The organism is Ideonella dechloratans (assembly GCF_021049305.1).
GTDB lineage: Bacteria > Pseudomonadota > Gammaproteobacteria > Burkholderiales > Burkholderiaceae_C > Ideonella > Ideonella dechloratans.
The window spans coordinates 566,607-592,419 of the sequence record NZ_CP088081.1 but is presented as its reverse complement, the minus strand read 5'-3'; the positions used below and the strand labels follow the sequence as shown (position 1 = coordinate 592,419).

Here is a 25,813-nt window from a genome sequence, read left to right as displayed (position 1 = left end):
CACCAATTAACCACTGCTGTGTTTTCACAGCCGATAAGTGTGAGCGCTTGAACTTGAGTGCTTTTTCCAGAAAGGAGGTGATCCAGCCGCACCTTCCGATACGGCTACCTTGTTACGACTTCACCCCAGTCACGAACCCTGCCGTGGTAATCGCCCTCCTTGCGGTTAGGCTAACTACTTCTGGCAGAACCCGCTCCCATGGTGTGACGGGCGGTGTGTACAAGACCCGGGAACGTATTCACCGCGGCAAGCTGATCCGCGATTACTAGCGATTCCGACTTCACGCAGTCGAGTTGCAGACTGCGATCCGGACTACGACCGGTTTTCTGGGATTGGCTCCCCCTCGCGGGTTGGCAGCCCTCTGTACCGGCCATTGTATGACGTGTGTAGCCCTACCCATAAGGGCCATGAGGACCTGACGTCATCCCCACCTTCCTCCGGTTTGTCACCGGCAGTCTCATTAGAGTGCCCTTTCGTAGCAACTAATGACAAGGGTTGCGCTCGTTGCGGGACTTAACCCAACATCTCACGACACGAGCTGACGACGGCCATGCAGCACCTGTGTGCAGGTTCTCTTTCGAGCACTCCCAAATCTCTTCAGGATTCCTGCCATGTCAAGGGTAGGTAAGGTTTTTCGCGTTGCATCGAATTAAACCACATCATCCACCGCTTGTGCGGGTCCCCGTCAATTCCTTTGAGTTTCAACCTTGCGGCCGTACTCCCCAGGCGGTCAACTTCACGCGTTAGCTACGTTACTGAGAAGGAACCTTCCCAACAACCAGTTGACATCGTTTAGGGCGTGGACTACCAGGGTATCTAATCCTGTTTGCTCCCCACGCTTTCGTGCATGAGCGTCAGTGCAGGCCCAGGGGATTGCCTTCGCCATCGGTGTTCCTCCGCATATCTACGCATTTCACTGCTACACGCGGAATTCCATCCCCCTCTGCCGCACTCAAGCCTTGCAGTCACAAAGGCAGTTCCCAGGTTGAGCCCGGGGATTTCACCTCTGTCTTACAAAACCGCCTGCGCACGCTTTACGCCCAGTAATTCCGATTAACGCTTGCACCCTACGTATTACCGCGGCTGCTGGCACGTAGTTAGCCGGTGCTTATTCTTCAGGTACCGTCATCCTCCCGAGGTATTAGCCCAGAAGATTTCTTCCCTGACAAAAGCGGTTTACAACCCGAAGGCCTTCTTCCCGCACGCGGCATGGCTGGATCAGGCTTGCGCCCATTGTCCAAAATTCCCCACTGCTGCCTCCCGTAGGAGTCTGGGCCGTGTCTCAGTCCCAGTGTGGCTGGTCGTCCTCTCAGACCAGCTACAGATCGTCGGCTTGGTAGGCCTTTACCCCACCAACTACCTAATCTGACATCGGCCGCTCCAATAGCGAGAGGTCTTGCGATCCCCCCCTTTCACCCTCAGGTCGTATGCGGTATTAATCCGGCTTTCGCCGGGCTATCCCCCACTACTGGGCACGTTCCGATGCATTACTCACCCGTTCGCCACTCGTCGCCAGGTTGCCCCGCGTTACCGTTCGACTTGCATGTGTAAGGCATGCCGCCAGCGTTCAATCTGAGCCAGGATCAAACTCTTCAGTTCGATCTTGAATTTGCTCAATCAGGAATTGAAGTGAACTTCACTTCAGTTTCCATGAGCGTTTAAAGTCTTTCGACCTCGAGTCCTAAGGACTCTTGGCACTCGCCTTCAAACGCCCACGCTTATCGGCTGTTACTTGTTAAAGAGCTCGGTCTTGCAACCGGTTCGATCCGCTGATCGATCAGTTCTTCACTGAAGGATGGGATCATAGCACGATCTCATCCTTAAGGGAAGAAAAACGCCAGGCAAAGCCTGGCGTTTCACTCGGATATTAGCCTGACGATGTCCTACTTTCACACGGGAATCCGCACTATCATCGGCGCAGAGGCGTTTCACTGTCCTGTTCGGGATGGGAAGGAGTGGGACCACCTCGCTATGGTCATCAGGCTTAACTTGTTGCCTGGTCGCTGCACTGGGAAGTGCTGGGCGGCCAAGCCAATTCAAAGAGTCTTGTGAATCAGATGATTGCGTCAACCGACTTGAACGGTCTAACTTGAATTCTCACCCAGTTCTTTGATGCATTTTACATCAAAGTTATAGGGTCAAGCCTCACGAGCAATTAGTACTGGTTAGCTTAACGCATTACTGCGCTTCCACACCCAGCCTATCAACGTCCTGGTCTCGAACGACTCTTCAGGGGGCTCAAGGCCCCGGCAAGACTCATCTTGAGACGAGTTTCCCGCTTAGATGCTTTCAGCGGTTATCTCTTCCGCACTTAGCTACTCGGCAATGCCATTGGCATGACAACCGATACACCAGCGGTGCGTCCACTCCGGTCCTCTCGTACTAGGAGCAGGCTCTCTCAATCTTGCAGCGCCCACGGAAGATAGGGACCAAACTGTCTCACGACGTTTTAAACCCAGCTCACGTACCTCTTTAAATGGCGAACAGCCATACCCTTGGGACCGGCTACAGCCCCAGGATGAGATGAGCCGACATCGAGGTGCCAAACACCGCCGTCGATATGAACTCTTGGGCGGTATCAGCCTGTTATCCCCAGAGTACCTTTTATCCGTTGAGCGATGGCCCTTCCATACAGAACCACCGGATCACTTTGTCCTACTTTCGTACCTGCTCGACTTGTCAGTCTCGCAGTCAAGCACGCTTATGCCAATGCACTATCAGCACGATTTCCGACCGTGCCTAGCGTACCTTCGAACTCCTCCGTTACGCTTTGGGAGGAGACCGCCCCAGTCAAACTGCCCACCATACACTGTCCCCAACCCGGATCACGGGCCAAGGTTAGAACCTCAAACACACCAGGGTGGTATTTCAACGTCGGCTCCATACGATCTAGCGACCGTACTTCAAAGCCTCCCACCTATCCTACACAGATCTGTTCAAAGTCCAATGTAAAGCTACAGTAAAGGTTCATGGGGTCTTTCCGTCTTTCCGCGGGGAGATTGCATCATCACAAACATTTCAACTTCGCTGAGTCTCTGGAGGAGACAGTGTGGCCATCGTTACGCCATTCGTGCAGGTCGGAACTTACCCGACAAGGAATTTCGCTACCTTAGGACCGTTATAGTTACGGCCGCCGTTTACTGGGACTTCGATCAAGAGCTTGCACCCCATCAATTAATCTTCCAGCACCGGGCAGGCGTCACACCCTATACGTCGACTTTCGTCTTTGCAGAGTGCTGTGTTTTTAATAAACAGTCGCAGCCACCGATTCTCTGCGGCCTCATTGGGCTCCCCTTGTACAGGTTCACCTACTAAAGGCACACCTTCTTCCGAAGTTACGGTGTCAATTTGCCGAGTTCCTTCTCCAGAGTTCTCTCAAGCGCCTGAGAATACTCATCACGCGCACCAGTGTCGGTTTGCGGTACGGTCGTCAATAGCTGAAGCTTAGTGGCTTTTCCTGGAAGCAGGGTATCACTCACTTCGTCTGCAAGCAGACTCGTTATCACACCTCAGCTAAGCTCTCCGGATTTGCCTAGAGAGCACGCCTACATGCTTGAACCGGGACATCCAACACCCGGCTGAGCTAACCTTCTCCGTCCCCACATCGCACTATTGATCGGTACAGGAATATTGACCTGTTTCCCATCAGCTACGCATCTCTGCCTCGCCTTAGGGGCCGACTCACCCTACGCCGATGAACGTTGCGTAGGAAACCTTGCGCTTACGGCGAGGGGGCTTTTCACCCCCTTTAACGCTACTCATGTCAGCATTCGCACTTCTGATACCTCCAGCAGACCTCACGATCCACCTTCGCAGGCTTACAGAACGCTCTCCTACCGCGCACATTGCTGTGCACCCGCAGCTTCGGTAACTGGCTTAGCCCCGTTACATCTTCCGCGCAGGACGACTCGATCAGTGAGCTATTACGCTTTCTTTAAATGGTGGCTGCTTCTAAGCCAACATCCTGACTGTTTTAGCCTTCCCACTTCGTTTCCCACTTAGCCAATTTTAGGGACCTTAGCTGGCGGTCTGGGTTGTTTCCCTCTTGAGTCCGGACGTTAGCACCCGGTGCTCTGTCTCCCAAGCTGTACTCATCGGTATTCGGAGTTTGCCAAGGTTTGGTAAGTCGCCATGACCCCCTAGCCTAAACAGTGCTCTACCCCCGACGGTAATACTTGAGGCACTACCTAAATAGTTTTCGGAGAGAACCAGCTATCTCCAGGTTTGTTTAGCCTTTCACCCCTATCCACAGCTCATCCGCTAGTTTTGCAACACTAGTCGGTTCGGACCTCCAGTGCGTGTTACCGCACCTTCATCCTGGCCATGGATAGATCACCTGGTTTCGGGTCTACACCCAGCGACTAGACGCCCTATTCGGACTCGATTTCTCTTCGGCTTCCCTATTCGGTTAACCTTGCCACTGAATGTAAGTCGCTGACCCATTATACAAAAGGTACGCCGTCACCCTTTCGGGCTCCGACTTTTTGTATGCATGCGGTTTCAGGATCTATTTCACTCCCCTCCCGGGGTTCTTTTCGCCTTTCCCTCACGGTACTTGTTCACTATCGGTCGATTACGAGTATTTAGCCTTGGAGGATGGTCCCCCCATCTTCAGACAGGATTTCACGTGTCCCGCCCTACTTGTCGTGCACCTAGTTCCACAAACTTCTTTTTCCATACGGGGCTATCACCCGCTGTGGCCGGACTTTCCAGACCGTTCTGATAAGAAACTTGCTAAAGAGCACAGGCTGTTCCGATTTCGCTCGCCACTACTTTCGGAATCTCGGTTGATGTCTATTCCTCGAGCTACTGAGATGTTTCAGTTCACCCGGTTCGCCTCAACACCCTATGTATTCAGATGTTGATACCCCTAAGGGTGGGTTTCCCCATTCGGAAATCTCCGGATCAAAGCTAATTTGCCAGCTCCCCGAAGCTTATCGCAGGCTATCACGTCCTTCGTCGCCTGTAATCGCCAAGGCATCCACCACATGCACTTAGTCACTTGACCCTATAACTTTGACGTCCAATGCTAAGAACGTCGATCAAGGACTGGTACTGATCGCCCACGCTAGGACGACCAGCTTGTGAGTATTCGCGTTATGCCGTTCTACAACTCATATTCGAGTTGAAGTCTGGTGACGCAATCATATGTTGCCGACGGCACGGTGCTGACCAGGCCTTTACCCCTGACCAACTTTCCGTCGACAACGCTGATTCGACTCTTTGAATTGTTAAAGAACACAGCCTTCTGAACGAAGACAAACCTAAAGCACCACGGCTAAAACACCATGCCTTAGGTTTGCATTCCATTCAACAGCGTATCAATTGGTGGAGGATGACGGGATCGAACCGACGACCCCCTGCTTGCAAAGCAGGTGCTCTCCCAGCTGAGCTAATCCCCCATTCCCTCGATTTCTCTCGAGAACTCTTGGTGGGTCTGGTTGGATTCGAACCAACGACCCCCGCCTTATCAAGACGGTGCTCTAACCGACTGAGCTACAGACCCACGCATCTCGCAGGTCGTGCTTCGCCTGGTCATCCGCGTCAACCCGGCGTTCGAGGCCATCTTGACGCTCACCAGGCTCACACGTTTCACCAATTAACCACTGCTGTGTTTTCACAGCCGATAAGTGTGAGCGCTTGAACTTGAGTGCTTTTTCCAGAAAGGAGGTGATCCAGCCGCACCTTCCGATACGGCTACCTTGTTACGACTTCACCCCAGTCACGAACCCTGCCGTGGTAATCGCCCTCCTTGCGGTTAGGCTAACTACTTCTGGCAGAACCCGCTCCCATGGTGTGACGGGCGGTGTGTACAAGACCCGGGAACGTATTCACCGCGGCAAGCTGATCCGCGATTACTAGCGATTCCGACTTCACGCAGTCGAGTTGCAGACTGCGATCCGGACTACGACCGGTTTTCTGGGATTGGCTCCCCCTCGCGGGTTGGCAGCCCTCTGTACCGGCCATTGTATGACGTGTGTAGCCCTACCCATAAGGGCCATGAGGACCTGACGTCATCCCCACCTTCCTCCGGTTTGTCACCGGCAGTCTCATTAGAGTGCCCTTTCGTAGCAACTAATGACAAGGGTTGCGCTCGTTGCGGGACTTAACCCAACATCTCACGACACGAGCTGACGACGGCCATGCAGCACCTGTGTGCAGGTTCTCTTTCGAGCACTCCCAAATCTCTTCAGGATTCCTGCCATGTCAAGGGTAGGTAAGGTTTTTCGCGTTGCATCGAATTAAACCACATCATCCACCGCTTGTGCGGGTCCCCGTCAATTCCTTTGAGTTTCAACCTTGCGGCCGTACTCCCCAGGCGGTCAACTTCACGCGTTAGCTACGTTACTGAGAAGGAACCTTCCCAACAACCAGTTGACATCGTTTAGGGCGTGGACTACCAGGGTATCTAATCCTGTTTGCTCCCCACGCTTTCGTGCATGAGCGTCAGTGCAGGCCCAGGGGATTGCCTTCGCCATCGGTGTTCCTCCGCATATCTACGCATTTCACTGCTACACGCGGAATTCCATCCCCCTCTGCCGCACTCAAGCCTTGCAGTCACAAAGGCAGTTCCCAGGTTGAGCCCGGGGATTTCACCTCTGTCTTACAAAACCGCCTGCGCACGCTTTACGCCCAGTAATTCCGATTAACGCTTGCACCCTACGTATTACCGCGGCTGCTGGCACGTAGTTAGCCGGTGCTTATTCTTCAGGTACCGTCATCCTCCCGAGGTATTAGCCCAGAAGATTTCTTCCCTGACAAAAGCGGTTTACAACCCGAAGGCCTTCTTCCCGCACGCGGCATGGCTGGATCAGGCTTGCGCCCATTGTCCAAAATTCCCCACTGCTGCCTCCCGTAGGAGTCTGGGCCGTGTCTCAGTCCCAGTGTGGCTGGTCGTCCTCTCAGACCAGCTACAGATCGTCGGCTTGGTAGGCCTTTACCCCACCAACTACCTAATCTGACATCGGCCGCTCCAATAGCGAGAGGTCTTGCGATCCCCCCCTTTCACCCTCAGGTCGTATGCGGTATTAATCCGGCTTTCGCCGGGCTATCCCCCACTACTGGGCACGTTCCGATGCATTACTCACCCGTTCGCCACTCGTCGCCAGGTTGCCCCGCGTTACCGTTCGACTTGCATGTGTAAGGCATGCCGCCAGCGTTCAATCTGAGCCAGGATCAAACTCTTCAGTTCGATCTTGAATTTGCTCAATCAGGAATTGAAGTGAACTTCACTTCAGTTTCCATGAGCGTTTAAAGTCTTTCGACCTCGAGTCCTAAGGACTCTTGGCACTCGCCTTCAAACGCCCACGCTTATCGGCTGTTACTTGTTAAAGAGCTGATCTTTCGATCGCGCTGACTTGTCATCAGCGAAGAGGGTGAATTTTGATTCGCTCTCTTTTGCTTGTCAAGCGCTTTTTGAAGATTTTCGCTTCGCGCTTCGCTTGACTTGCCTCGCCGCCACCGCAATCAGTGATCAGCGAAGCCTTGCAGTATAGCGCAGCTTTTGAGAACTACGCAAGCCCCGCTCGAAGCACGCGTCCTGCCCCCGAGCGGAGCAGCGCACCACCGACCTCTTGAGGGTTGTCAGCCTCGAGCACCGCCGGAAGGGCCGCCCCCAGGGCACGAGCGTCGGCCCGCAGGATCCGCTGCTTGATCGCGCCGATCTGCGCCGGATGCATGGAGAAGCTGCGCAGGCCCATGGCCAGCAGAAGTTCGGTGAAGGCCGGGTCGCCCGCCATTTCACCGCAGACGCTCACGCCACGCCCCATGGCATTGGCTTGCTCAATGGCCTGGGCAATCAGCCGCAGCACGGCCGGATGCCAAGGGTCATACAGATGTGACACCGCTTCGTCGGCACGGTCGATGGCCAGCGCATACTGAATCAGGTCATTCGTGCCAATCGAGATGAAATCGAAGTGGCGCAGCAGACTGGGCAGGATCAGCACCGCTGCAGGGATCTCAATCATCACGCCCAGTTCGACGGGACCGAAGGCCAGTCCGTCTGCCACCAGGCTGGAGCGAGCCCGCTCGATCAGCGCCAGTACCTGCTGCGCCTCCTGCAGATGGGCCACCATCGGAATGAGAACCCTCACCCGTCCGTGGGCGGCCGCCCGCAGGATGGCCCGCAGTTGCTGCAGGAACATGTCCGGCTCGGACAGGCTCCAGCGGATGGCCCGCAGGCCCAGCGCCGGATTCAGGCTGTGCTCGTGGCGCAGTTCCTGGACGGAGAGCCGATCCAGCGGCTTGTCCGCCCCCACATCCACGGTGCGGATCGTCACCGGCAAGCCGTTGAGCGTCGTCACCACGGCACGGTAGGCCTCGTACTGCTCCTGCTCGTCGGGCAGGTGCCCGCCGCGATTCATGAACAGAAACTCGCTTCGGAACAGCCCCACCCCCACGGCCCCGGCCTCCAGCACCGCCGGCGCGTCGCTGGGCAGTTCGATGTTGGCCAGCAGTTCCACCGCCTGGCCGTCCAGGGTGACGGAAGGGGTGTTGCGAAGCCGCTTCAGGCGCGCCCGCTCCAGTTCGGATTGCTGCTGGCGGAACCGGTATTCCTCCAGCACCATCGGCGGCGGGTTGACGATCAGGATGCCCGCATCCCCGTCGATCACCACCCAGTCATCCTGGCGCACGAGCCGGCTGGCCTCCCGAGCCCCCACCACCGCCGGAATGTCCATGCTGCGGGCCACGATCGCGGTGTGAGACGTTCGCCCTCCCACATCGGTGACGAAGCCGGTGAAGAGACTGCGCTTGAACTGCAGCATGTCCGCCGGGGCGATGTCATTGGCCACCAACACCAGGGGCTCTTCGCTCGACTGGTCACGCCCAGCCGAAGACACCACGGCGTCCGGTGCCGTCAGCCCCTTGCGGTGGCGCACCAGCACCTTGATCAGCCGCTCAGCCACCTGTTCGACATCCGCCTTGCGTTCGCGCAGGTACTCGTCGCCCATGTCGTCGAACTGGCGAGACAGCACCTCCAGTTGGGAGGCCACGGCCCACTCGGCGTTGTAGTGGCGCTGGATGATCCAGTTGACGATGGCATCCGTCAGCATCGGGTCATGCAGCATCATCAAGTGCACGTCCAGCAAGGCCACCAGTTCGGCATGAGCCTCTTCCGGCACCTCGCGCTTGAGGGCCATCAACTCGGCCGAAACCTCGTCGCGCGCCTGCCGCAAGCGTGCCACTTCATGTCCCACGTCGGCGGGGTCGATGAAGTGGTGCGTCACATCGAAGCGGCTGGAGGCCAGCAGCACCGCCCGGCCGATCGCAACGCCCCGGGACACCGGCAAACCGAAGACCTGGATGCTCATGCCAGCAATGTAGCAGCCCGGCTCACCCACCCGGGAGGGCCGAACACCTCGTCACCAAAGCGTCAATCCTGCGTCATGCCACGGTCACCTGGCCTGGAGAGGATCTCCCCATGGATCAGGAGACCTCGCCCATGAAAGAGCTGCCCACCCCCACACTGCCGCTGATCGGGATGCTGGACTTCCGCGCCCCACGCCAGGTGCCCGTGCGCAAGGCCACGGTCGACACCGCGGCGCCGGTCGGCGATGGCACCTTCGAGGTGCTGTGGGCGCGCCACCAGGACGAGGTCCGCGAAGCCCAGGCGCTGCGCCACCGGGTGTTCGCCCAGGAGATGGGTGCCCGCCTGCGCCCGCCCCCCGGTGCGCCGGAGGGTCTGGACGTGGACCTCTTCGATGACTTCTGCGAACACCTGCTGGTGCGTACCCTGCCCCAGGATGACCAGCCCGCCCAGGTGATCGGCACCTACCGCGTGCTCACGCCCGGAGCCGCGCGACGTGCCGGGGGGTACTACAGCGACACGGAATTCGATCTGACCCGGCTGCGTCCGCTGCGCGAACGCCTGGCCGAGCTGGGGCGCTCCTGCGTGGACCCGGACCACCGCTCCGGCGGCGTGATCCTGGCGTTGTGGGGTGCTCTGGCCTCGTTCATGGACCAGAACGGGCTGGACACCATGGTGGGCTGCGCCAGCATCGGTATGCGCGACGGCGGCCATGCCGCGGCCAGCATCTGGCACCGACTGAGCCAGAGCCATCTGGCCCCGGTGGAGCACCAGGTGCGCCCCCGCCATCCGCTGCCGGTGGAAGAACTGAACCAGGATCTGCCGGTGGAGCCCCCCGCCCTGATCAAGGGTTACCTGCGGGTGGGCGCAAAGGTGCTGGGCGCGCCGGCCTGGGATCCGGATTTCAACACGGCCGATCTGCCCATGCTGATGCGCCTGAACGACCTGCCCAGCCGCTATCGCCGCCACTTCCTGGGTGGGCTCTGAGGCACTCGGGCGCGATCCTTCGCGCCCGGAGGCGTTTCACTGCCCCTCGCCGAACTTGTCGTCGATGAGGGCCTTGATGGCGTCGAAGGCGGCCTGCTCGTCGGGACCATCGACCTCCAGCTCGACCTGGGAACCCAATCCCGCCGCCAGCATCATCACGCCCATGATGCTTTTTGCATTGACCCGACGCTCGTTGCGGCTCATGAACACCTCAGACTTGAAGGTGGTGGCCAGCTTGGTGAGCTTGGCCGAGGCCCGGGCGTGCAAGCCGAGCTTATTGCTGATGGTGAGCGTGGCTTTGATCATGGGACAGCGAGTTTAAGGCCTGGTTCTGCGGGCGCTGCGAGGCGATCTGCATCACCCCCTGGCTTCCTCCGGCCACGGCGCGCCCGACCAAGGCTTCCAGCGGCTCGTCCAGATGGCTCAGCAGACGCCACAGCATGGGCACATTGACGCCCGTCACCAGACGGACCTCCACCCCATCGATCAGACGTTGCGCCACATTGCTGGGCGTGGCCCCGAACACATCGGTCAGCATCAGCACCGGCCGACCGGACATGCCGGCCAGCCCCTCCCGCAGCCGCGCCTCCACCTGTTCGACGGGTTCATCCGGCGCCACGTCCAAGGCCTGCACCCGGTCCAGCCGCTCCGGAAAGACATGGGCGGCCACGGCCCGGAGGGCAGAGGCCAGTGGCGTGTGGGCAACGATCAGCAAACCAGGCATGGGCGTTTCCGGGCCATCGACAAGGGGATTGACGGACGATCGGCCGTCATCGGCCCGGCATTATCGCGATCCGCCCCCCAACACATCCCCCCAAGAAGCGTAGCGCGCACCGACATGCTGTGGCACAACGCGAATCTTCGACCAGCGGATCCACCCTGCCCGCCCCCCTGCAAACTCGGGTTTCACTTTGTCACAATCTGGCCAAGCTCGACCCCGTCGGCTCATCCGGAGAGTTCCATGACTGCCCTGGCCCCTGCCACCAACGAACGCTACTGGCTGCAGATCATCAGCCAGATGGGTGGCGAGGTGGCCATGCATCTCTCGGCTGCCCAGGCCCATCTGGAGGCCCTGAGCCCCATTCTGACGGCGGCGCCTGAGCTGCAGGATCTCCAGGACCGGCTGGCACGGGTGCGACAGATCGGCATGCTGGGCCAGCAGCTGGCCCGCATGGCCGCTGGCGAGGTCCATCAGGTACCGGAAGAGGTCTCGCTGACCACCATCCTGCGCGAGATCCTGGCGCAGCAGAAAGCACGTGCAGCGCTGCGCGGTGTGGAGTTGCACCGAGCGATGCACCCGGCCACGGTGCTGCTGGACCCCAGCCTGCTGCACAGCTTCGTCCAGCATCTGACCGACTGGGCCCTGGCCCAGGCCCAGGACCAGCTCGACATCCGGCTGGAACTGCACGACTGGCCGCCCCAGGCCCGTCTTCAGCTCACCGCCAGCCACCCCCAGCCCTCGGAGGAGCCCCCGTCCAGCGACCAGCTCCTGGCCTGGTGCCTGATCGAACAGATGGTCCGCGCCCAACACCTGAGGCTGGAGCGCCTGGACCGGCCGGATGTCACCCAGCTGGTGATCGGCTTTCCCCAGACGCTGAACCAGGACGCGGACTTCGGCGTGGGCGACGACGACGCCGAGCAGCTGTCCTCGGCCTTTGCGCTGTCCCAGGCCTCGCGGCCCCTGGCGGGCAGCCATTGGCTGGTGATCGCCGGCCAGCGCGACGTCCGCACGGAAGTGCGCGAGGCCCTGTCCACCAGCGGCATGCTGGTGGACTTCGTGGGCAGCGTCCAGGAGGCGGCCAGCTTCTGCCAGGACAGCTTGCCCCACGGCATCCTGTTCGAGGCCATCCTGGGCGGCGAGCGCGTGGAACGTCTGCGCCACCGCCTGAGTGCCCGCGCCCCCCAACTGGTCTGGGTCGAAATGGCCGCCGAAGGCCTGCACGCCCTGGCAGGGGAGCCCGCCCTGGGGCGCCCCGCCCGCATCGGCCGCGACGCACTGTCCGGACAGCTGGTGGCCCTGCTGGAGTCGGAATACACCCGCCACCTCTGAGGGGTGTCGGAGCCGGGACGTACACTGCAGGCTCATCTGCAGGACTCTCTCGGGTAGCGTATGCGTCGCCGTCAGCACCTTCGTCTCGTCGCCGGCCTCCTGGCCTCTGCCACCGCGGCGCCACTCGTCCTGTCCGGCTGCTCCAGCCGCGAAGCCGCCCCCGATGTGAAGGTGTCCCTGCTGGATGGCCGCCAGCAGGCCTTGTCAGCCCTGCGCGGCAAGGTGGTGCTGGTGAACTTCTGGGCCACCAGCTGCACGACCTGCGTGCATGAAATGCCCCAGATCGTCAGCACCCACCAGAAATTCCAGGGACAAGGGTACGAGACCCTGGCGGTGGCCATGAGCTACGACCAGCCCGACTACGTGGCCGGCTTTGCCAAGACCCGCGGCCTGCCCTTCATGGTGGCCCTGGACAAGACCGGCGAGGCGGCCAAGGCCTTCGGCCAGGTGCGACTCACTCCCACCAGCTTCCTGCTGGACAAGCACGGCAACATCGTCAAGAAGTACGTGGGCGAGCCCGATTTCACGGCGCTCCACCAGCTGATCGGCCAACTGCTGGCCGAGGCCTGAGCCCGCCAGCGCGCTTCGGCCCACACTCAGACCGAGCCGCCGGCAGGGCCTGCCGCACTCGGCGACAATGGCCGATTGCCGACCTCACGCCCATGACCGCGCTTGCCCTGTCGTTCCTCACCTTTGTCTCGACAGCGCTGGGCGGCCTGCTGGCCCTGAAATTCCGGGACCGGCTGCACCACCTGCTGGGTTTCACGGCCGGCGTGATGCTGGGCGTGGTCGCCTTCGATCTGCTGCCCGAGGTCTTCGAACTCTCGGGCGCGCAGGGCGAGAACGGGCTGAAGGCCATGGTCGCGCTCGTCGCCGGCTTCCTGCTGTTCCATGCCCTGGAAAAGTTCGTGCTGGTGCACACCGCGCACGAAGAGGAGTACGCCCATCACGCCCATCCCCATGTCGGCGTGGTGTCGGCTCTGGCCCTGATCAGCCACAGCTTTCTGGACGGCGCCGGCATCGGTCTGGCCTTCCAGGTGTCCGATGCCGCAGGCATCACCGTGGCCCTGGCCGTCATCGCGCACGACTTCTGCGACGGCCTGAACACCGTGGGCCTGATGCTGCTGCACCGGAACAAGACCTCGCACTCGGTGGTGATGCTGGTTCTGGACGCCCTGGCTCCCGTGCTGGGCGCGGCCTCCACGCTGGCCTTCACCCTGCCGCCCGACCTGCTGGTGCTCTACCTGGGCGGCTTTGCAGGCGTGCTGCTCTACATCGGCGTGGCCGACATCCTGCCCCAAGCCCATTCCCAGGCCGGGCCGGGCGCCTCGCTGCGCCTGATCGGCCTCACGGCCCTGGGTGCTGCGGTGATGTACGGGGTCGTCCGCGCCGCGGGCTGATCCCCTGGGGCCGCCCGGCGACGGGCGCGATCAGAGCACTGTCAGATGATCGAAGTACCTGAGAAAATACTGCGTGTCTCGCACCATTCGTAGCGAAGACAACGAGAAAAAATAGCGAAGTTGGGAAGATCTGATTGATACCCCGCGGCATTACCTACCGCAAAGCCACGGTGACTCTGACCCTGTCCCACTAAATCGAACCGTTCAGTAACAGAACGACCGGCATGATGAAGGCCCGTGACGGGCCAGGAGCATGTCGTGAGGAAGAGCAAGTTCACCGAAGACCAGATCGCGTTCGCACTGAAGCAGGCCGAACTGGGCATCAGCGTCGAGGAGGTGTGCCGCAAGATGGGCATCAGCGACGCGACGTTCTATGCCTGGCGCAAGAAGTACGGTGGTATCGGACCGTCCGAGCTGCGGCGCTTGCGACAGCTCGAAGAGGAGAACCGCGAGCTCAAACAGATCGTCGCGGACCTGAGCCTGGACAAGGCCATGCTGCAGGCGGTGGTCGCAAAAAAAGTCTGAGCCCCTCATTCCGTCGGGCGCTGGTGCCGGAGCTGATGCAGCGCTTCGGATGCAGCCAGCGCAATGCGCTGAGGATCGTGGGCATGTCGTGTTCGACCTACCTGTACGAGTCCAAGCGGCGGGATGAGGCGGCGCTCAAGCTGCGCATCAAAGAGATCACCCAGACCCGGGTGCACTATGGCTACCGGCGGGTTCACGTCCTGCTGCGTCGAGAAGGCTACCGGGACAACGTCAAGCGGATCTACCGCCTCTACCGGGAACAAGGGCTATCGCTGCGGCTCAAGCGCCCCAAGCGCAACAAGACGGCCCAATGGCGCCAACCTGTCACGGATCGCCGTAATGGAGCCAGGGATGTTCGGCGTAATGGAGCCAGTTTCTGGCTGCTGAACAGGGCTCCCGAGGGTTTGAGGAACGGGGTTATTTTGCCGCTTTGGCGGGGGTGGGTTTGACGCTGCCAGCGGCGGTTCTGGGCGCACGGTACGACGCGCCATCCAAGACCATGCAATAGGCGTTGTGGCGCAGGCGATCCAAGGTGGCGCTGGCCAGCAGTCGGTTGTTGGGGAAGGCCTGATCCCACTCCGGGAAGTCCAGGTTGCTCGTGACGATGGTGGCGGCCTGCTCATAGCGCTCAGCGATGAGGTCGTGCAGGTCCTCGTCTGCGGGCGAGCGCAGCGGTTTGAGGCCGAAGTCATCGATGATCAACAGCGGCACGCGCGCCAGCGTGGCGAGCTTGCGTTCGTAGCCGCCTGTGGCGCGCGCGGCGTTGAGACTCTGGGTGAGCGAAGCGCAGGTGGTGAAGATGACATCGACGCCCTGGCGCACGGCGCAGTGCCCCAGGGCCTGAGCCAGGTGCGACTTGCCGGTGCCGCAGGGCCCGACGATGAGCACGGGCGCCTTCTCTTGCAGATACCGTCCGGTGGCCAGGTCGTGCACGAGGCTGCGGTTGAGGTTGGGCAGGCGCTCGAAGTCGAACTGGTCCAGCGTCTTGGTGGTGCGGAACTGGGCTCGGCGCAGGCGGGAGCTGAACTTCTTTTGCTCACGCCGTGCCACCTCGTCGCTGATGAGCAGGGCCAGGAAGTCGGTGTAGGCCAGCTTGCCCTGGATGGCTTCGCGGTTGCGGGCATCCAGGGAGTCGAGGATGCCCGACAGGCGCAGTTGCTTGAGTTGGGGGCCCAGTTCGGGTGCGGGGTTCATGGTCGTCATGGCGATCTCCTTGGGTGGTCAATGCAGCGCGCTGGGCTGCGGGTTTGGGGTTGGAGCGGGGAAGAGTTCGGCAGCAGGCCGCGTGAAGCGGTTGGCACCGGCATAGGCTGGCGGGGTGTGGCTGTCGGCTTGAGCAGCCTGCACATCAGCCTTCGTGCTCAAGATGGTCTTGACGGTGCGGTAGTGCGGCGAGTCGTGCGCCAGGGCACGTGCGCAGGCGGCCTCCAGCCGCTTGGCGCCATAGGGCTTGAGCAGGCCCAGAACGCCCTGGGCAGCCCGCAGCCGCTCCAGGACGTTGTCTGCCAGCAGCCGCTCAATGAGCGCGCGGCATTGGGGCCCGACTTGCACGGCCTGATTGACACACCACTGGCGGTCCTTGGCGAAGAAGGCCTGGGCTTCGGGCGGCAGGTGCGCCTTGCAGGTGACCCGCTGGCCGGGGCGTTGCCCTCGCGGGTGCGTAGCCACATGTCGGTAGTCCTCGTACAGGGCCACGGCCGCGTCGGTGGCCCGCAGCCACAGCGTCTTGCCCACCAGCGCGAACGGGGCCGAGTACAAGATGCGCTCGAGTTGCACGTGGCAATCCTTGTGCACGCTCACCCGGTGCCAAGTGCCCAGGTCTGGCGCGATGGCCGGCAGTGGCTTCAAGAGCGGCTGCTCCAGGGCGAATAGCGCCAGCGGTGGCTGGCGCGTGGTGCCGTGGATGCGCTGGCCCGCCGTCTCCATGACCCACGCCTTGGCCTGGGCATTGAGGTCGGCCAGGTCACGGAACTCGCGCAGCGGCAGGAAGTTGCCCTTGACGTACTTGACACCGGCTTCGACGATGCCCTTCTTCTGCGGGTCGTGCGGCGGGCATGGGTCGATCTTGAAGCCGTAGCCCTCGGCACACTCGGCGTAAGCGCGCTGCACGACCGGGTCCTGGGCGCAAGCCTTCGTGATCGCGCACTTGGCGTTGTCGATGACGATGCGCTCGGGCACGCCGGCGAACCACTCGACGGCTCGGCGGTGGCAGCCCAGCCAGGTGGCCACCGTCTGGTCCCAGACGAACTCCAGGTACTGGTGGCGGCTGTGCGCCAGGGTCATCACGAAGGCCCAGGTACGTCGGGGCTTGCCGTCCGGGTGCAGCAAGATGGGGCCGGCACCGAAGTCCACTTGGGCAGCTTCGCCCGGGGCAAAGTCCAGCCGGCAGGTGACCTCTGGGGGCAAGCTGGCGCGGATGCCGGCGACCATGCGGCGCACGGCCGAGTAGCTGCCCGTCCAGCCATACTGGCGCTGCAGCGCCTGGTGGATGGCTGTGCCGGGCACGTTCTGCTCGACCCAGCTGGCCACCTTCGCGCGATGCTCTTCCAGGCTGGAGACGGTGGTGCTGGCACGCTTGGGTGGCTGCAGGGCGGCCGCCACAGCCTCATCGTCGGGCAGCGGCGCCTGAGCATCCATCCAGCCATGCGCCTGGGCCAGCGCACGCCAGTGGCCCGCCTTGCGCCGACCCATGATCTTGGCCTCGGCGATATCCCGGTCGGAGTCACCCTGACGCATGCGCAGCAGGGCCTGTCGGTAGTGATGCATCTCGAATCTCCTGCGGGCCATCCCCTGTCTCCAGGCAAAAGCCCACAGGGTAGAGATGGCCCGTATCGATTCGGGAGGCTGTTCAGTCAGCGCAGACTGGCTCCATTACGCCGATCCGCCCCTGGCTCCAATACGGCGATCACGCACTGGCGCCATAACGCCGATCATCGGCTGGCTCCAATATGCCGATCACGAAGTGGCTCCATTACGCCGGTCGGTGACACAACCCAAGCAATTGTGCTCAAGGCCCAACGAGCTCTGGAGCATGGACTTCGTGGCCGATGCTCCGTTCGATGGCCGCAAGTTGCGCATGCTGACGGTGGTGGACTGCTACACGCGTGAATGCCTGGCCATCGACGTCGGACAGAGCCTGAAGGGAGAAGACGTGGTCAACAGCCTGAATCGCATCTGTGCCGAGCGCGGCTCGCCCAAGACGATCAAGACGGACAACGGCAGCGAGTTCATCTCCAAGGCCATGGACCGCTGGGGCTATGAGCGACAGGTCGAACTTGACTTCAGCCGCCCCGGCAAGCCCACCGATAACGCCCGGGTGGAGAGCTTCAATGGCCGCCTGCGGCAGGAGTGCCTGAACACGCATTGGTTCTTGTCGCTGGACGACGCCAAGGCAAAGATCGCAGCCTGGCGCGCGGACTATAACGAGAACCGACCCCACTCCGCGCTAGGATGGTCCACTCCAGCGGATTTCGCCCGCAGCTGCCGGTCAACACCCAGCGCTGCGATACCTGAAGAGCCAGAAGTTTCCACTTCTGAACGGTACTGAATCGGGTGCAGGGTCACCGGGACACCCTTGCTATTTCACATTAGTACGGCCCAGGGGGAGCAGGTTATCTGCCATCAGCTCCTTCGCCCCATAAGGATCGCATACCGTACACTGAGGCGGCCACTAATCCGGGACATGACAGCTTGTCAAACTATAAGCGGCGCTTGCGCCACCAAGTCAACGCTTGTTCACGCGACTTTCCCTTGAAGAAGGCCGCAAACTTCACGATTGCTTCCCAGTCATAGTTATCTTTTGTCGAGCAAAGCTCGACGCCTGATTTATCCAAAAGAGAAAGTAAATAACGATCATCAAGAATTCTCTGCTTCCTCAATGGATCCACGATACGCGCCGCTGGGGTAATAAGTATCTGCACATCTTCGACGGGCAGTTCCTCTCGGCAAGTGACAGCCGGATGACCTTCAGGACAAAACGTATCAGCAGGCTGCTCCGCCTCGTCGCTCATTCTTTGCACAACCCATTCATGCTCGAAGTCACAGCGATAGCGCCTAAATATTTTCATTTTCAATTCAATAGAAGAAATGCAGGCTTTGGTCGCCGTTCCACACATTCACGTGAGGGCCCATATCGAACTGCGGGTGACCAAGGAAATCATCTCGCCAACCAGTAGAGCCATCTGCAGAGCGCCTACCGATGACCCGGTTGGAATCCTTGAGACCCCAAGGTACATTCGACTGCCTAAAGTCTCGCATTCGAATTGCTTGAGCATCAGAGCCAAGATTTCCCGCCAACTCTGACGCTGCCTGGCGCGCGTCCCGACGTGTCGCGAACCGCGCTCCACCGTCAACCAGCTCACCGCCATTTCGAGCGATGACCCTTTCCAGCGCCCCTGCTCCACTGGCAGCCTCTCCTATACTCTTGAATCGAACCAGAGCCACCACGGTGGCCTTTACAACTCCTGCGTCAGAAGCGATACCCAAGACAGCAGATCCACCGTTGATAACTGCCTCTGGAAGATTTCCTTCCACAAGATACAGGATTCCATTGGCACCTGCTGCAATGGCCCCTATTGCTCCGGGTTGAAAGCTAGCAATATCAAGCGCGGTGTGTGACTTTTCGCTAAAGCCAGCGGAGATTACAGTGCAATTCCCTCCCATGCTGGCGCAATCCAGTTGCCCGTCTGGATCGATGCGCGAGAATGGATTGTTTGAAACATAGGTATACCTGCCGAAGTTGCCGCCGTTGCTGACATCGGCGAGGACGGGGTCGGTGCTCAGGAAGCGCCCGGCGATGGGGTCATAGTACCGCTGCTGCATCTGCACCAGGCCGGTGTTGCTGTCGAAGACGTGGCCGGTGAAGCCGATGTTGTCGGGCTTGGTCGGTACAAAGCCCGAAGCCACATTGCCGTAGGGCTCGTAGCGGGTCTTGCTGATGAGCGCGGCGGAGTCGTTGGTGCGGGCCACCGGGCTGCCCAGCGCGTCCTCGTGGGTGTAGGTCCCAGCGGAGTTGACCTCCGTCACAAGCCGGTTGCCCAGGTACAGGTACTTGGTGTCCTTCTTGGTGCCACTGGCCCAGTTGCGCTGGAATCTCAGCACCCCGGTGTGGTCGTAGACGTACTGCTGCGTGGTGCTGTCCGCGTTGTTCCAGGCCGAGACGCGGCGACCGTTGCCATCGTAGGTGTAGCTGGCGACGCCGGTGGTCTGCTTGAGCCGATTGCCCAGGTCGAACACCAGGGCCTGAGGCGTGCCGTTGCTGCTGCGGCTGCTGATGTTGCCGTTGGCGTCATAGTCGTAGGCCAGGCTGGCCCCGGTGCCGGCGACGGTGGTGAGCCGGTTGGTGGCGGCATCGTAGCTGTGGGTGAGCACCCGCGAGCCCACCGTGCTGCTGCGGATGTTGTCCTGCACGTCATAGGTGTAGCTGCCACTGCCCCAGATGCCATTGGCGGTCTTCAGGCGGTTCAGCCCGTCGTACTGCATGGTGCGCGTGGACGAGCCGTCGATCAGATCGGTGATGCCCAGCACGTTGCCGTTGGCGTCGTAGCTGTACTGGTCGCTGAGCACGCTGCCGTCGGTGATCTGGCTGGGCAGGCCGCGCACGTTCTGGCTCACGGTGTGGGTGATGCCATTGCCCAGGGTGTAGCTCTTGACTGCGCCGTTGGGCCAGTAAGTGGCGCCAGAGACGCGGGCATTGGCCGCGGTGGGCTCGCCCAGCGCATTGGGGCTGAAGTTGACCAGCGCCCCATCGGGGTAGGTCAGGGCCGAGACATTGCCGTTGGCGTCATAGCCCCAGGTCAGAGGAAACGCCGAGGTGCCGATGTTGAGGGTTTCCTTGGTCAGCAGGCGGCGGTTGTTGTACTCGTAAGTCCAGTTGTTGTAGTTGGTGCCACCTGCCGTGGTCGGGTCGGTGTAGAGGGTGGCGATCAGCCCGTCGTCGGTGTAGGTGCGGGTGATGGCGGGGCTGCCGTCACCGAAGGTGGTGCTGGTCAGGCGGTTGCGGGCGTCGTAGCCGTAGCTGATCTTCCGGGCCGCGGCCACGCTGGCGGTGTCGCAGCTGCCGGTGCTGGTGAGCGAGACCCCTCCGCTGCGCCAGGCCAGGTTGCCTGCGGCGTCCCAGTCCTGCACCGTCGCGCCCAGCTCCGGCTCCACCGTCTTGCACAGCTGGTGGTAGCTGTCGTAGACGTAGCTGCGGGTGACGCTGGTGGTGGCACCACCGCTGGTGCCGCTCTTGACCATCGACGTGGTGGCGCCGAAGGCATCGCGGTAAATCTTCAGGTTCAGGCCCTCAGGGCCGCTCAGGCTGCGTATTCCACGCGATGGCGGACACGATTCCACGCTGATGGCGGACAGTGTTCCACCATGATGGCGGACAGTGTTCCACGCTGAAGGCGGACAGCATTCCAAACTGATGGCGGACACCTGCGGGGTGTTCTGAGTGACCCGAACGCGGCATACGCTGCCCGGTTTTTTTGACCGGAGCCAGCGATGCCCACACCCAGGGTCACCATGAGCAAACTACGACACACACTGCAACTGCTGCACCGCGGGGCCTTGAGCACCCGTCAAATCGGTGCCGCCCTCGGCATCTCCAAATCCACTGTCAGCGAGATAGCCAGCTACGCGCGCGTGGCCGGCGTGGACTGGGCTACGGCCCAGAGCCTGAACGACGACGAACTCCAGGCCCGGCTTTACAAGCCACCCGTGGCGCGCGAGTCCCGGCACCTCGAACCCGACCACGCCCACATCCACCGCGAACTGCGCCGACCTGGCGTGACGCTGCAGCTGCTGTGGGAGGAATACCAGCAACAGCACAGCGGTCAGGCGTACAAGTACAGCGCCTTCTGCGAGAAGTACAAGGCTTGGGCCCGGCGCCTGCAGCGCTCCATGCGCCAGACCCACTCGGGCGGTGACAAGCTCTTCGTGGACTACGCCGGCCAGACCGTGCCCGTCGTGGACGCCAGCACCGGCGAGATACGCCCGGCCCAGGTCTTCGTGGCAGTGCTGGGCGCATCGAACTACACCTACGCCTGCGCCACTGCCAGCCAGAAGGCCGCTGACTGGGTGGCCAGCATCATTGCCACGCTGGAGTTCATCGGCGGCGTGCCCCGCCTGCTGGTGCCCGACCAGCCGCGCGCCCTCATGGCCCGCCCCGACCGCTACGAGCCCACCGCGCACCGCCTGCTCGAAGAACTCTGTGCGCACTACAGCCTGGCCGTGATGCCCGCGCGCCCGGCCAAGCCACGCGACAAACCCAAGGTGGAGGTCGCCGTGCAGGTGGTCGAGCGCTGGATTCTGGCCCGGCTGCGCCACCAGACCTTCTTCAGCCTGGCCGAGCTCAACCGGGCGATTGCCGCCTTGCTGGTGGACTTGAACCAGCGCGCGTTCAAGAAGCTGCCGGGCAACCGCGCCAGTGCCTTCGCCGAGCTTGACCGGCCGGCCCTGCGCCCCCTGCCGGCGGTGCGCATGCCCATCGCGCGCTTCAAACCCGCCCGCGTCAACATCGATTACCACGTCGAGCTCGATGGCCACTACTACTCGGTGCCCCACGCCCTGGTGGGCGAGCCGGTGGAGTTGCGCATCACGGCCGGCACGGTCGAAGTCCTGCATGGCGGCAAACGGGTGGCCGCCCACGCCCTCAATCCCCGCCGGGGTGCACACACCACCACACCTGAGCACATGCCGGCCTCGCACCGGGCGCACCTGCAGTGGACGCCGGCCAAGCTCATCGCCTGGGGCGAGCGCGTGGGTGCGGCCACCGCCGCCGTGGTGCGCTGGCAGATGGAGCACCGCCAGCATCCCGAGCAGGGTTACCGCTCCTGTCTGGGCCTCATGCGCCTGGGCCGTGAGTACGGGGCTGACCGGCTGGAGGCCGCCTGTGCGCGGGCGCAGTCGATTCGCTCACCGTCCTACAAGAGCATCGCCTCCATCCTGGGCTGCGGCCTGGACCAGCGGCCGCTGGATGCGCCGATGGCCGCACAGGCGAGCCTGCCGCTGCACGAGAACGTGCGCGGGCCGGACTACTACCACTGAGCTCCAACGCGCAAGCAAACCCAACAAGGAAGAACCATGCTCAACGAACAGACCTTGAACCAACTGCGCGCCCTGCGCCTGGACGGCATGGTGGCCGCCCTCAGCGACGCGGCCACCCACATCACAGCCAGCGAACTGCCCTTTGAACAACGTCTGGCGCTGCTGGTGCAGCGCGAGGTGGACTGGCGTGACAGCAAACGCCTGGAGCGCCTGCTCAAGGCGGCCCGCCTGAAGGTCTCCAGTGCCTGCCTGGAGGACATCGACTGGCGCGCCAGCCGGGGCCTGGGCCGGGAGGTCATCACCAGCCTGGCCGGCGGCGACTGGCTGCGCCATGGCCACAACGTGCTGCTGACCGGCGCCACCGGGTGCGGCAAGACGTGGCTTGCCTGCGCACTGGGGCAGCAGGCCGCGCGTCTGGGCTTCTCGGTGCTCTACACCCGCGCGCCACGGCTGCTGCAGGAGTTGCACGTGGCCCACGGCGATGGCAGCCTGGGCAAACGGCTGGCGCAACTGGCGCGGCTGGACCTGCTCATCCTGGACGACTTCGGCATCGCGCCGATTGCCGCGCACGAGCGAAACGACCTGCTGGAGTTGCTCGACGACCGGGTGGGTGCGCGCTCGACGCTCATCACCAGCCAGTTGCCGGTGACGGCCTGGCACGCCTGGCTGGACGAGCCCACGCTGGCCGACGCCATCCTGGACCGCATCGTGCACGGCTCGCACAAGATAGCCCTCAAGGGCGAGTCGATGAGAAAGCTGGCAAAGGCCGTCTGAGCCGGCCGCGCCGACCGCCATTCCACGCTGATGGCGGACACTTCGGCTACGATTTGAGCGTCACTCAGGACACCCGCGCAACGTGTCCGCCATCGCCTGGAACGCTGTCCGCGATGGGAATGGAATCACTGTCCGCCATCAGTGGAATGCGCACTCAGGCCGGCCAGCACCGCCTTGTCCGGGTTGTCGTAGGCCTGAAAGCTCGAGGTTGAGACGTTGCCGTTGAAGTCCTTGGTCTGGGTGGTGAAGCCGCTCTGGTAGACATTGGTGGCCGTGCGCTGCGCCGGCGACAGCTCGGTGTCGATGGTGCGGCTGGTCTCGCGGCCCAGCGGGTCATAGACCGTGGTCGTGCCCTTGGGCGTGTCGGTGATCGAAGGCACCGTGGCCTGCGGGTAGCCCTGGAAGGTCACCCGACCGTCCGAGTCGTATTGGGTCAGCGCAGCCCGCAGGGTGCTGGCCACCGCCGTGTCCTGGCTGAGCGTGACGCGCTTGCGCCAGAGCGCGTCGAAGTAGTTCTTGGTCACCCCGTTGCCGGTGGTGACCGTCTGGCGCCAGTGGCCTGCAGGCAGGCCGTACTCGGCCGTGGTGACCGGCTCGAACACCAGGGTGGTGTTGTTGTAGGTGACCGCATCGCCCGTGGGGTAGGTGATGCTCTTGAGCCGACCGGCCGCGTCGTAGTCGTAGCTGGTGGTGGTCAGCGCCTCGTTGGTCAGGCTGGTGATCAGGCCCAGGTCGTTGACCACCGCCTGCTGGTACTTGTTGTCGGCGTAGGTGATCTTCTGCGGCAGGCCGCGCTTGTAGTTGCTGAAGGTGGTGACGTTGTCGCGTCCGTCCTTCACCGTCTTGAGCGTGCCGTCCGTGTTGTAGGTGTACGTGGCCTTCAGCTTGCCAAAGGCGTACTTCTTCAGCGGCAGTGCGGTCGTTGGGTCGTACTCCGTGCTGGCCACCGTGGTTCCTCCCACGGTCTGCGCACTCACCTGGCTCATCACCCACTTGGTGGTGTTGTCCAAGTAGCTCGTTCCCTCCGTCTTGCTGTAGCCCAGGTCGCTCGACTTGGTTTCCGACGTCACCCGCGGGAAGGTCACCGTACTGTCAAAGCTCGTTGCCTGCCAGGTGAAGTTCGTCCCCTGCTGCGAGATGACGCGCCTTTCCAGTGGCAGGAAGGCGATTTCCTGCATGTCGTCAGCTGCGGCGTTGCCACTCCAGCCAGGTACCTTGACATAGGGGCCCGCGGCCATTGCGCGATAGGAGTTGACCGTCTTCTTCAAGGCGGTAGACCCGTCCCAACCGTCCTCCTGCGAGAGTAGTTGGCCCTCGTTGCTCATGAGCTTGTTGCCAAAGGTATAGCGGGTGGTGCCTGTCGGCCCGGCAACCAAGTTGACCTTTGTCCCCACACAGCCTGAGCCGCAGTACCAACTGCCCGGCGTGCTGTCCCAGGTGTAAGCCCAGTTCTGGGTTCCAAGGCCCGGGCCTGTCAAAGACTTCTGCGTAAGCGCGCGGACCGGGTAAGTGATGCTCTGTCGAACATCATCCACGAGGGACCCGGGGCACTGAGGTGTGCCGTTATATGGAAGGTTCTTGCCCTCTCTGACCCACTGGAATGTGAAACTACCCACAGCGCCCGAAGGATGGGTGATGGTGCTGGTTACCGGATTTGCAGTGGGTATCCCATCACCATCTTGCCAAGTGCTATTTGCGCCAGTGGTGCATTTGCCCGCCGAAATTCCGGATGGCCGAGTTCCTGGCTCCAACATGGAGAACTTCCACGCAGTGTTATCAGGCAGTGTGACCTGGGTCAGCGAGCCACTGGTGTACGCATAGGTCCAAGTCCTTGTTCCATCTGTCGCCGAGGTCACACTCCCACCGCTGTAGTTCAGTGTAATGGCGCGACCGTCCGACGAGTAGATTTTGGTCAGATTCCACGGATTGGTGGTGTCGTAGGTGAACTTGACCCAGTTGCCAAAGCGGTCGGTGATCTGCGTGGGCAGCAGCCAGACTTCATACCGCGTCATGCTTCCAACGACAGAGCTGAGCCAAGGAGCATCGCGGCTGACCAACTTGTCGAAGTTATATGTCGTACCGTCCGGCGCCAGACCAATGAAGCCCTCGCCATCAGATGCCATGGTGGTACACCGGAATTGCCAATTAGACTTGGTCACTACCCCATAGGTATTGCCATCAGCCGGTGTGGCTGTGTATGCCGCATCACGCTTGAGCATCTTCTCGTCGCCCACGCCCGGGACATACAGGAAGTTGCCGCCCCAGACGTTGTCGATCTCCCACTCGATGTCGGTGTTGCGCTTCACAGCGGGAGCGGGTGGACCAAAGTAGGTGCACCGGCTGTTGGTGACCACATTGCCGGCACCGAGAACCACCCAGCCTTTGTTGGTAACGGTGGCGCCCGAGAAGATGCCGTGGATGTGCGGAATGTTCAGATCCCAGTCGCCAAAGGCGTAGGAAGCCACCCGTTGATTGGAGACCGTGTATCGACGAGACAGCTCCACGGGGATCGAAAAATTCCCCGGCAGGCTGATATCGGTCTGAACAAACTCGGTGGAGCCATTGAAAAGGCTGACCTTGTCGCCCATCAGGTCCGGCCCCAGCGCGGTCACGGCCTGATTGGCCCGGATCAGCTGGCCCTGCTGGGTATAAGCGGTTTCGTCCTGTGCCTGAGCACCCACACTGCTGCAAAGCGCAAGCAGAAAAACCAAGACTCGCCCACGCGAGACCCTGTTCAAA

14 protein-coding genes, 2 tRNA genes, 4 rRNA genes and 2 pseudogenes are annotated in these 25,813 nt (G+C 61.6%); 8 read left to right on the top strand and 14 right to left on the bottom strand.

Annotation, left to right across the window (positions count from 1 at the left end):
• Nucleotides 1-70 precede the first annotated feature (70 nt).
• The 7 genes from LRM40_RS02715 to ptsP form a co-directional block, all read right to left on the bottom strand.
• A 16S ribosomal RNA gene (locus LRM40_RS02715) occupies nucleotides 71-1,599 on the bottom strand.
• Nucleotides 1,600-1,870: 271 nt separating this feature from the next.
• Nucleotides 1,871-1,983: ribosomal RNA gene (rrf, locus tag LRM40_RS02710) — 5S ribosomal RNA — on the bottom strand.
• 151 nt (nucleotides 1,984-2,134) lie between these two features.
• Nucleotides 2,135-5,008, bottom strand: a 23S ribosomal RNA gene (locus LRM40_RS02705).
• 318 nt (nucleotides 5,009-5,326) lie between these two features.
• Nucleotides 5,327-5,402 (bottom strand) — tRNA-Ala (locus tag LRM40_RS02700).
• Between the two features lie 27 nt (nucleotides 5,403-5,429).
• Nucleotides 5,430-5,506: transfer RNA gene (locus LRM40_RS02695), tRNA-Ile, on the bottom strand.
• Between the two features lie 157 nt (nucleotides 5,507-5,663).
• Nucleotides 5,664-7,192, bottom strand: a 16S ribosomal RNA gene (locus LRM40_RS02690).
• Together the 16S, 23S and 5S rRNA genes with 2 tRNA genes alongside form the textbook arrangement of a ribosomal RNA operon.
• 319 nt (nucleotides 7,193-7,511) lie before the next feature.
• Complete coding sequence (gene ptsP / locus LRM40_RS02685) at nucleotides 7,512-9,311, bottom strand: phosphoenolpyruvate--protein phosphotransferase (RefSeq protein WP_151125900.1); 1,800 nt, start codon at nucleotides 9,309-9,311, stop codon at nucleotides 7,512-7,514.
• 131 nt (nucleotides 9,312-9,442) lie between these two features.
• Here ptsP and LRM40_RS02680 point away from each other — a divergent pair, with 131 nt between their 5' ends.
• Nucleotides 9,443-10,294: a GNAT family N-acetyltransferase gene (locus LRM40_RS02680; protein ID WP_151125902.1), complete on the top strand. Its 852-nt coding sequence runs from the start codon at nucleotides 9,443-9,445 to the stop codon at nucleotides 10,292-10,294.
• A 36-nt stretch (nucleotides 10,295-10,330) separates the two neighbouring features.
• Here the strand turns inward: LRM40_RS02680 and LRM40_RS02675 are convergent, their stop codons facing one another.
• Nucleotides 10,331-10,600: an HPr family phosphocarrier protein gene (locus LRM40_RS02675; protein WP_151125899.1), complete on the bottom strand. Its 270-nt coding sequence runs from the start codon at nucleotides 10,598-10,600 to the stop codon at nucleotides 10,331-10,333.
• A complete protein-coding gene (locus tag LRM40_RS02670) occupies nucleotides 10,569-11,018 on the bottom strand; it encodes a PTS sugar transporter subunit IIA (protein ID WP_151125898.1) in 450 nt (149 codons plus the stop codon). The genes LRM40_RS02675 and LRM40_RS02670 overlap by 32 nt, the downstream gene beginning before the upstream one ends.
• A 237-nt stretch (nucleotides 11,019-11,255) precedes the next feature.
• Between LRM40_RS02670 and LRM40_RS02665 the strand changes: the two genes are divergently transcribed.
• The 4 genes and pseudogenes from LRM40_RS02665 to LRM40_RS02650 form a co-directional block, all read left to right on the top strand.
• Complete coding sequence (locus LRM40_RS02665) at nucleotides 11,256-12,344, top strand: sensor histidine kinase family protein (RefSeq protein WP_151125897.1); 1,089 nt, start codon at nucleotides 11,256-11,258, stop codon at nucleotides 12,342-12,344.
• A gap of 60 nt (nucleotides 12,345-12,404) precedes the next feature.
• Complete coding sequence (locus LRM40_RS02660) at nucleotides 12,405-12,914, top strand: peroxiredoxin family protein (RefSeq protein WP_151125896.1); 510 nt, start codon at nucleotides 12,405-12,407, stop codon at nucleotides 12,912-12,914.
• A gap of 92 nt (nucleotides 12,915-13,006) precedes the next feature.
• The gene (locus LRM40_RS02655; RefSeq protein WP_151125895.1) at nucleotides 13,007-13,744 is read left to right on the top strand and encodes a ZIP family metal transporter; all 738 of its coding nucleotides are present in this window, start codon (nucleotides 13,007-13,009) and stop codon (nucleotides 13,742-13,744) included.
• A gap of 258 nt (nucleotides 13,745-14,002) precedes the next feature.
• Nucleotides 14,003-14,592 (top strand): annotated as a pseudogene (locus LRM40_RS02650) (transposase); the annotation flags it as partial.
• A 94-nt stretch (nucleotides 14,593-14,686) separates the two neighbouring features.
• Here LRM40_RS02650 and istB (LRM40_RS02645) read toward each other — a convergent pair.
• Together istB (LRM40_RS02645) and istA (LRM40_RS02640) are read right to left on the bottom strand one after the other, a co-directional pair.
• Complete coding sequence (gene istB, locus LRM40_RS02645; RefSeq protein ID WP_151125901.1) at nucleotides 14,687-15,463, bottom strand: IS21-like element helper ATPase IstB; 777 nt, start codon at nucleotides 15,461-15,463, stop codon at nucleotides 14,687-14,689.
• Nucleotides 15,464-15,490: 27 nt separating this feature from the next.
• Complete coding sequence (istA, locus tag LRM40_RS02640; RefSeq protein ID WP_151125892.1) at nucleotides 15,491-17,035, bottom strand: IS21 family transposase; 1,545 nt, start codon at nucleotides 17,033-17,035, stop codon at nucleotides 15,491-15,493.
• 208 nt (nucleotides 17,036-17,243) lie between these two features.
• Here istA (LRM40_RS02640) and LRM40_RS02635 point away from each other — a divergent pair.
• Nucleotides 17,244-17,816, top strand: a pseudogene (locus LRM40_RS02635) (IS3 family transposase); the annotation flags it as partial.
• A gap of 151 nt (nucleotides 17,817-17,967) precedes the next feature.
• Here LRM40_RS02635 and LRM40_RS02630 read toward each other — a convergent pair.
• Entirely contained in the window at nucleotides 17,968-18,279 is a 312-nt protein-coding gene (locus LRM40_RS02630; RefSeq protein WP_151125890.1) for a hypothetical protein, read from the bottom strand.
• A gap of 64 nt (nucleotides 18,280-18,343) precedes the next feature.
• Entirely contained in the window at nucleotides 18,344-20,689 is a 2,346-nt protein-coding gene (locus LRM40_RS02625; protein ID WP_231067687.1) for an RHS repeat-associated core domain-containing protein, read from the bottom strand.
• A gap of 66 nt (nucleotides 20,690-20,755) precedes the next feature.
• Here LRM40_RS02625 and istA (LRM40_RS02620) point away from each other — a divergent pair, with 66 nt between their 5' ends.
• Together istA (LRM40_RS02620) and istB (LRM40_RS02615) are read left to right on the top strand one after the other, a co-directional pair.
• A complete protein-coding gene (gene istA / locus LRM40_RS02620) occupies nucleotides 20,756-22,300 on the top strand; it encodes an IS21 family transposase (protein WP_151126052.1) in 1,545 nt (514 codons plus the stop codon).
• Nucleotides 22,301-22,336: 36 nt separating this feature from the next.
• The gene (gene istB / locus LRM40_RS02615) at nucleotides 22,337-23,074 is read left to right on the top strand and encodes an IS21-like element helper ATPase IstB (protein ID WP_151126053.1); all 738 of its coding nucleotides are present in this window, start codon (nucleotides 22,337-22,339) and stop codon (nucleotides 23,072-23,074) included.
• Nucleotides 23,075-23,199: 125 nt separating this feature from the next.
• On the opposite strand, the gene LRM40_RS02610 is transcribed toward istB (LRM40_RS02615), so the two are convergent.
• A complete protein-coding gene (locus tag LRM40_RS02610; RefSeq protein WP_231067686.1) occupies nucleotides 23,200-25,785 on the bottom strand; it encodes an RHS repeat domain-containing protein in 2,586 nt (861 codons plus the stop codon).
• Nucleotides 25,786-25,813: the final 28 nt, after the last annotated feature.

Bases quoted from the DNA above. Each gene is read 5' to 3' on its own strand.
- LRM40_RS02655 (WP_151125895.1), top strand. From the start codon at position 13,007: ATGACCGCGCTTGCCCTGTCGTTCCTCACCTTTGTCTCGACAGCGCTG.
- istA (WP_151126052.1), top strand. From the start codon at position 20,756: ATGCCCACACCCAGGGTCACCATGAGCAAACTACGACACACACTGCAA.
- LRM40_RS02670 (WP_151125898.1), bottom strand. From the start codon at position 11,018: ATGCCTGGTTTGCTGATCGTTGCCCACACGCCACTGGCCTCTGCCCTC.
- LRM40_RS02665 (WP_151125897.1), top strand. From the start codon at position 11,256: ATGACTGCCCTGGCCCCTGCCACCAACGAACGCTACTGGCTGCAGATC.
- istB (WP_151125901.1), bottom strand. From the start codon at position 15,463: ATGAACCCCGCACCCGAACTGGGCCCCCAACTCAAGCAACTGCGCCTG.
- LRM40_RS02660 (WP_151125896.1), top strand. From the start codon at position 12,405: ATGCGTCGCCGTCAGCACCTTCGTCTCGTCGCCGGCCTCCTGGCCTCT.
- istB (WP_151126053.1), top strand. From the start codon at position 22,337: ATGCTCAACGAACAGACCTTGAACCAACTGCGCGCCCTGCGCCTGGAC.
- LRM40_RS02675 (WP_151125899.1), bottom strand. From the start codon at position 10,600: ATGATCAAAGCCACGCTCACCATCAGCAATAAGCTCGGCTTGCACGCC.
- LRM40_RS02680 (WP_151125902.1), top strand. From the start codon at position 9,443: ATGAAAGAGCTGCCCACCCCCACACTGCCGCTGATCGGGATGCTGGAC.
- ptsP (WP_151125900.1), bottom strand. From the start codon at position 9,311: ATGAGCATCCAGGTCTTCGGTTTGCCGGTGTCCCGGGGCGTTGCGATC.
- LRM40_RS02630 (WP_151125890.1), bottom strand. From the start codon at position 18,279: ATGAGCGACGAGGCGGAGCAGCCTGCTGATACGTTTTGTCCTGAAGGT.
- istA (WP_151125892.1), bottom strand. From the start codon at position 17,035: ATGCATCACTACCGACAGGCCCTGCTGCGCATGCGTCAGGGTGACTCC.